This window comes from Novosphingobium sp. (genome assembly GCF_025351285.1).
In the GTDB taxonomy this organism is placed as follows: Bacteria; Pseudomonadota; Alphaproteobacteria; order Sphingomonadales; family Sphingomonadaceae; genus Novosphingobium.
Map to the genome: position 1 here is coordinate 20,609 of NZ_JANXWG010000001.1, position 6,661 is coordinate 27,269.

General features: G+C 65.2%; 6 protein-coding genes. All 6 read left to right on the forward strand.

The features are described from left to right. The first annotated feature begins 81 nt into the window (after positions 1–81). Positions 82–1,005, forward strand: a complete 924-nt coding sequence (locus tag Q0R16_RS00115) for a hypothetical protein (protein WP_295630510.1) — start codon at positions 82–84, stop codon at positions 1,003–1,005. 131 nt (positions 1,006–1,136) lie between these two features. Further along, entirely contained in the window at positions 1,137–2,576 is a 1,440-nt protein-coding gene (locus Q0R16_RS00120) for a circularly permuted type 2 ATP-grasp protein (RefSeq protein ID WP_295630513.1), read from the forward strand. A gap of 33 nt (positions 2,577–2,609) precedes the next feature. Further along, positions 2,610–3,557 (forward strand): alpha-E domain-containing protein, encoded by a 948-nt coding sequence (locus Q0R16_RS00125; RefSeq protein ID WP_295630516.1) that lies wholly within the window; start codon positions 2,610–2,612, stop codon positions 3,555–3,557. Positions 3,558–3,591: 34 nt separating this feature from the next. Then, positions 3,592–4,419, forward strand: coding sequence for a transglutaminase family protein (locus Q0R16_RS00130; protein ID WP_295630519.1), 828 nt, complete (start codon positions 3,592–3,594; stop codon positions 4,417–4,419). A gap of 79 nt (positions 4,420–4,498) precedes the next feature. Then, positions 4,499–5,245 (forward strand): peptidase, encoded by a 747-nt coding sequence (locus Q0R16_RS00135; RefSeq protein WP_295630523.1) that lies wholly within the window; start codon positions 4,499–4,501, stop codon positions 5,243–5,245. A gap of 383 nt (positions 5,246–5,628) precedes the next feature. Then, positions 5,629–6,249, forward strand: coding sequence for a LuxR C-terminal-related transcriptional regulator (locus tag Q0R16_RS00140; RefSeq protein WP_295630526.1), 621 nt, complete (start codon positions 5,629–5,631; stop codon positions 6,247–6,249). Positions 6,250–6,661 lie beyond the last annotated feature (412 nt).

Consider the following 6,661-nt stretch of genomic DNA (forward strand, 5'->3'; position numbering starts at 1 on the left):
CGAGAGGCTCCTTGTTTGCGCCGCATTATTCGGATATTGAATATCCATATTGAGTCGAAACGGCAAGAGGCAGGCGCAATCATGGGCAGGATCGATCTTGGAGACCGCGTGGCTCGGGCCATGGTGGCGATTGCCGCGCTGGCGGCGCTGGCCAATGGTGCGTTCATGCTCTCGGCGCCGCTGGCGTGGTACGACGCGGTCGGCACGGTGCGCGCGACCGGCCCGGCCAACGCCCACTTCCTGCGCGACATCGGCATCGCCTACCTCGTTTCGGGCGCGCTGCTGTCCTATGGCGCGGCCAACCTCGCGTTGCGTTGGGGTGCGGCGCTGGCGGGGGCGGCGTGGCTCACGCTCCACGGTTTGCTGCACGTGTGGGAGGTGAGCAAGGGCATCTGCTCGACCACGATCTTCTGGCAGGAGTTTCCCGCCACGCTGGGGCTGCCGCTGCTCGCGCTGATCGGCATTGCGATCCCGCTGGCACGGGTGCGGTTCGCGCCCGCGCCGCTGCCCAAGGCGATGTTTGTCGGCGCGTTCGACCGGATGACCGATGGAACCTCGCCGTTCATCCACGATCTGGCAGCCGCGGGCGGTTTCGCGGTCGAGAAGTTCCAGCACTTCATGCCCGTCACGATGCACCGCCACCATGCCCGCGCCGATCTGCTGCACATGGCACGGATCGGTGCCACGCTGGTCGAGGATTGCGGACCTTGCGCGCTGCTTTCGGCCAAGGGGGCGTTGGCCGATGGGGTGACGCGCGATGCCGTCAACGCCGCGTTGATCGGGACGCCACCCGAGGGCGCGCCGGCGCTGGCCTTCGCCTTCGGGCGCGCTGTGGCCGCGAACGATCCCGAGGTCGGTGTGTTGGGCGATGCGGTCGAATCCGCGCACGGCCGCGCGGTCCGCACCGAACTTGCGCTCGCCGCCGCCACAGTGCGGACTTACCCCGCGTTGAAGCGTGGGTTGGGCTACGCACAAGCCTGCTCGACTGTGAGGCTCGCCGTATGAACGCATGACCTTCCAAACGCACTGGCTTGCTGCCTGAACGTTGCGCCGCACTTTCTTCGCAGGTGCAGCAAAATGCCCCTTGGCAAGTCATTGGGCTTGCGTCACACTCTACCGCAGTTAGGCAGGGGCGGATGACGGACGGGGCTGCAGCATTCTTCGATGAGATGACCGCGCCGGACGGATCGGTGCGTCCGGCTTATGCGGATTATTGCGGCTGGCTGGCCAACCAGGACCCGGCGCAATTGAAGCGCAAGGGCGCTGAGGCCGAGGAGTTCTTCCGCCGCACTGGCATCACCTTCAACGTCTATGGGCAAAGCGACGCGGAAGAACGGCTGATCCCGTTCGACATGCTGCCGCGCATCGTCACCGCGCGCGAATGGTGGAAGCTGTCGCGCGGGATCGAACAGCGGGTTCGCGCGCTCAATTCGTTCCTTGCCGATCTGTACCACCGCCAGGACATCATCCGCGCCGGCCGGCTTCCCTTGCGGATGGTGGCGCAGAACGCCGCGTTCCTGCCGCAGATGGCCGGGTTCACGCCGCCGGGCGGGGTTTACACGCATATCTGCGGGATCGATCTGGTCCGCACCGGCGACGATTGCTTCATGGTGCTCGAAGACAATGTGCGCACGCCGTCCGGCGTGTCGTACATGCTCGAAAACCGCGAAACGATGATGGCGATGTTCCCCGAACTGTTCACCGCGGTGCGTGTGAGCGAGGTATCGGATTATCCGCGCCGGCTCGCGCGCAGCCTGGCCGCCTGCCTGCCCGCCGCGTGCGAGGATCCGGCCAACCCGGTGATCGCGGTGCTCACGCCGGGCATCTACAACAGCGCCTATTTCGAACACGCGTTCCTGGCCGACCAGATGGGCGCCGAACTGGTCGAAGGGCATGACCTCAAGGTGATCGACGGGCGCGTCGCGATGCGCACCACGCGCGGCTACAAGGCGGTGGATGTGCTCTACCGCCGGGTCGATGACGATTACCTCGATCCGCTGACCTTCCGCGAAGACAGCGCGCTGGGCATTGCGGGCATCTTCGACGTCTATCGCGCGGGCGGGATCACCATCGCCAATGCGCCGGGCACGGGCATCGCCGACGACAAGGCGATCTACAGCTTCATGCCCGAGATCGTCGAATTCTATACGGGCGAGAAGCCGCTGCTCGACAACGTGCCGACCTGGCGGTGCAGCGAGGTGGATTCGCTGGCTTACGTGCTCGACAACCTGGCCGACCTGGTGGTCAAGGAAGTCCACGGTTCGGGCGGCTATGGCATGCTGATCGGCCCGGCCGCGTCGAAGAAGGAACTCGCCGAATTCACCGCCAAGCTCAAGGCGCGCCCCGACAACTACATCGCGCAGCCCACGCTGGCGTTGTCGACCGTGCCGGTGTTCACCAAGGCCGGGCTGGCCCCGCGCCACGTCGATCTGCGGCCATTCGTGCTGGTTTCGCCCGAGCGGGTCGAGATCACCCCCGGCGGCCTCACGCGCGTGGCAATGAAGGAGGGTTCGCTGGTGGTGAACTCGTCGCAGGGCGGCGGCACCAAGGATACCTGGGTGCTGGACGATGATTGAGCGCTGCGCAGCCCTTCCGATGGCGCAAAGCTGATGCTCGCGCGCTCCGCCAATTCGATCTTCTGGATGTTCCGCTACCTTGAGCGGACCGAGAACATCGCCCGCCTCCTCGATGCCGGCTTGCGCATGGCGCTTACCCGCGATGCCGCCGATGCCGGTGCCGAATGGCGTTCGGTCATCATCACGTTGGGACTGAAGGAGCGCTACGAGGCCAAGTTCGGCAAGGCCGTGACCGGCGGGCAGGCGATCAACTTCATCCTGCGCGATCGTGACAACCCCGGCAACGTGCTGGCAATCGTCGAAGCCGCGCGCACCAATGCCCGGCAAGTCCGCGCCGGCATCACCCGCGAGCTGTGGGAAGCGGTCAACGAAGGGTGGATGCAGATCAACCAGGCGCTCGCCCGCGCGGTCAAGGAACCCACGCTCGGCGCCGCGCTCGATACCATGCGCCGCCATGCGCTGCTGGTGCGCGGGGCGATGGATGGCACGATGCTGCGCAACGAAAACTTCAACTTCGCGCGGATCGGCACCTTCATCGAACGCGCCGACAACACCGCGCGCATCCTGGATGTGAAGTATTACGTGCTGCTGCCGAGCGTGTCCTACGTCGGCTCGCGGCTCGACAACGTGCAGTGGGAAACCGTGCTGCGCTCGGTCTCGGGCGAACGGTCGTACCGCTGGCTCAATTCGGGCAAGATGGAGGCGGCCGGCATCGCCGAGTTCCTGATCCTTGATGGTCGCTTTCCGCGCAGCCTGGCGTTCTGCTACGCCAAGTTGCATTCGAACCTGGCCGCATTGGCGCGCGAATACGGCACCGAAAGCGGTTGCCATGAAGTGTTGCGCGATTCGCTCAGCCGCTTGCATACCTTGACGATCAAGCAGATATTCAACTCCGGCCTTCACGAATTCATCGGCGAATTCATCGGCAGGAACCAGACGCTCGCGGGCCAGATCGAACGCGATTACCGGTTCGCCGAATGAGCAATGCCGTGACGACAAGGGATAACCGTTCCGCGTGAGACTGGCGATCGAGCATGTCACCCGTTACCGCTTTTCCACGCCGGTCCCGCACGGGTTGCAACGCCTGCGGCTGACCCCGAAAGTCTCGGCCGGGCAGCGGGTGCACCACTGGTCGATCACTTGCGAAGGCGCCGACCGGCAGGTCGAGTACGACGACCACAACAACAACCACGTCACGCTGGTGGCGATTGCGCCCGATGCACGCGAAGTCACCTTGCGCTGCAAGGGCATGGTCGACACCGCCGACAACGCCGGGATCATCGGCGAACACGGCGGATTTCTGCCTTTGTGGCACTTCCTGCGCCCGACCGCGCTGACACGTCCCGGTCCCAAGATCCGCGCGCTCGTCGCCACTGCCACCGCCGCAGCCTCTGGCGGGAATGGCACCACCTTGTCCACGCTCCACCACCTGACCGACGCGGTGCGCGCGGCGGTCGCCTACGCGCCCGGCCACACCGCATCCGATACCAATGTCGAGGCCGTGCTCGCGGGCAAGATCGGGGTCTGCCAGGACCATGCGCACGTGTTCATCGCCGCCGCGCGCGCGATGGACGTGCCCGCACGCTACGTCAGCGGCTACCTGATGATGGAAGACCGCACGGTGCAGGACGCCGGCCACGCCTGGGCCGAAGCGTATGTCCAGGGGCTCGGCTGGGTCGGCTTCGATATTCCCAACGAAGTCTGCCCCGATGAACGCTATGTCCGCGTCGCCACCGGCGCCGATACCCGCGAAGCCGCGCCCGTGACGGGCATCCATTACGGCGGCGCCGAAGAAACCTTGAACGTGGAGCTTGCAGTCACCTCGCAGCGTATGGAACAGTAGGCTGTCACGCCAACGGGCGGACGATACCGGCGCGAGTCGCACGCCGCGTGGCCCGTTTTAGGGCCTTGGGGAGAATGCGATGACCTATTGCGTGGGCATGTTGATGGATCGCGGGCTGGTGCTGATGAGCGACACTCGCACCAATTCGGGCGTCGACAACATCTCGGTGTTCAAGAAGATGCACTGCTGGTCGGTGCCGGGTGAACGCATCATCGGCATCATGACCGCGGGCAACCTCGCCACCACGCAGCGGGTGGTCTCGTTGCTGGAGGAACGCCAGAAGGCCAAGCCCGATCGCCATCCCACGCTGCTGGAGGCGCCGACGATGTTCGATGTGGCGCAGCAAGTCGGCATCCTGCTGCGCGACACGATCGAACTGCGTCCCGATGGCGGCACCAGCCGCGTCAACTTCGGCGCCACGATCATCGTCGCGGGGCAGATCAAGGGCGGTGATCCGCGCGTGTTCATGGTCTATCCCGAGGGCAATTTCATCGAGGCGACGATCGACACCCCGTTCTTCCAGATCGGCGAGGCCAAGTACGGCCGCCCGATCCTGGTACGCGGCTACGATCGCGCGATGAGCTTCGAGGAAGCGATCAAGCTGGTGATGGTTTCGTTCGATTCGACGATCGCTGCCAACCTTTCGGTCGGCCTGCCGCTCGATCTGCTGGTGATGGAAAAGGACAACTTCGTGCCGCTGCACGAACGGCGCATCCTGGCGTCCGATCCCTATTACCAGTCGATTTCGCGTACCTGGGGCGAAGCGATGCGCGACGCGCTGGTGTCGCTTCCGGCTTATACGCTCGACGGCCACCAGCCGGGATAGACCTGGCACACCTCAGAGCCTGACCCCAAACTCGCGAAAGAGCGAGTTTTGAAGCCTGTGCCGTCCCGCTCCCCCCTAAGGGCCTTGGGGGGAGCAGGGACGGCACAGGCTTTCCGAAACGCAGTTTCGGATCAGACACTCAGTAGAGTTACTGGCAGCAAAATCCTAAGCGCTGGCCCCGGCTGGTTGTGCGCAGGCGTCCGGAGTAGTGGTTTCGCTGGCCAAGATGGGCCGGCACCGCAATCGTATAAAAATTCGATCCGAAACGGACCACGCGAAACCAAGCAGCACGGCCAGATTGGAGAACTCACCCCGCCGTTAACCATCGGGAACGGGGCCAATCCGGCTGGCTTAAGCGCTGCTTAACGGCGCTTACTCTGTTCATGACCGAACGCACCATCCTCCACATCCTCGACACCGACTCCGCCCGCCGCGCGCGGCTCGCCAGGCTGGCTTTCACCGCCGGCTATCACGCGGAAATTTACGGGGAGCTGGACGAACTGCTCCACCACGCGCCCTCGGGCGGGATCGTGCTGGCGCATGACATTCCGGGGGGCGACGTCGTTGCGAATATTCTCGTCGGGCTGGCCGATCGGGGCAGCTGGTTGCCCGTGGTGGCGCTGTCCGAAGCCCCCGATACCACCGGGGTAGTCGCCGCGGTCAAGGCCGGGGCGCTCGATTACCTGGCGCTGCCGCTCGATATCGGGCCGCTGCGCGATGCGATCGATCGGGTGGTGATCGAAGCCAACGGACATCGCCAGCAGCGCGCCCGCGCCGCCGACGCCCGCCAGCGCATCGCGCGGCTGTCGATGCGCGAACGCGAAGTGCTCGACCGGCTGGCCGCCGGGTGCAGCAACAAGGCAATCGCGCGCGAACTCGAAATCAGCCCGCGCACCGTCGAAATCCACCGTATGAAGATGATGGGCAAGCTGGGCGCGCGCCACGCCGCCGAAGCGGTCCGCCTGCGCATCGAAGCCACCGGGCTCGACGAGATCGCGGCTTGACCGACAACGTTGAAAAGGGGCCTGAGCCAGCGGGTCTTGCACGTCGGGCCTTGAACCACGGGTCTCGGATAGCGTATCTTGAGCAGCGTCCCCACCCGCCCCGTCAAACCTCTCGCCCGCGCAGCCACGACGCCGATGGCAGCAACGGGACGCGGCCGCGCTTCGCAGGGAGAAATCGTGCGCGGGCATGGTGAACAGGCGGTTAGCGAGGGCCCACGGAGGCGCCGCAACGCCTGTTCCCGCGATTTCGCTTGCATTTTGTTGCATCGCAAACTATCGGCCCCGTCATTGACCGGCGCGCGTGGCACCAAGCCCGCCGCAGTCCCGGGCAGCGTGAGGGTTCGTTTCAACACCGCCCCCGCTCAGGACAGCCTTTCTTGCGTTTGACGCGAGGCTTCAAGGCCAGGTCAAC

What these genes read in the sequence shown, in the direction of transcription:
- Q0R16_RS00120 (WP_295630513.1), top strand. Translation starts at nt 1,137, where the DNA reads ATGACGGACGGGGCTGCAGCATTCTTCGATGAGATGACCGCGCCGGAC.
- Q0R16_RS00115 (WP_295630510.1), top strand. Translation starts at nt 82, where the DNA reads ATGGGCAGGATCGATCTTGGAGACCGCGTGGCTCGGGCCATGGTGGCG.
- Q0R16_RS00135 (WP_295630523.1), top strand. Translation starts at nt 4,499, where the DNA reads ATGACCTATTGCGTGGGCATGTTGATGGATCGCGGGCTGGTGCTGATG.
- Q0R16_RS00140 (WP_295630526.1), top strand. Translation starts at nt 5,629, where the DNA reads ATGACCGAACGCACCATCCTCCACATCCTCGACACCGACTCCGCCCGC.
- Q0R16_RS00125 (WP_295630516.1), top strand. Translation starts at nt 2,610, where the DNA reads ATGCTCGCGCGCTCCGCCAATTCGATCTTCTGGATGTTCCGCTACCTT.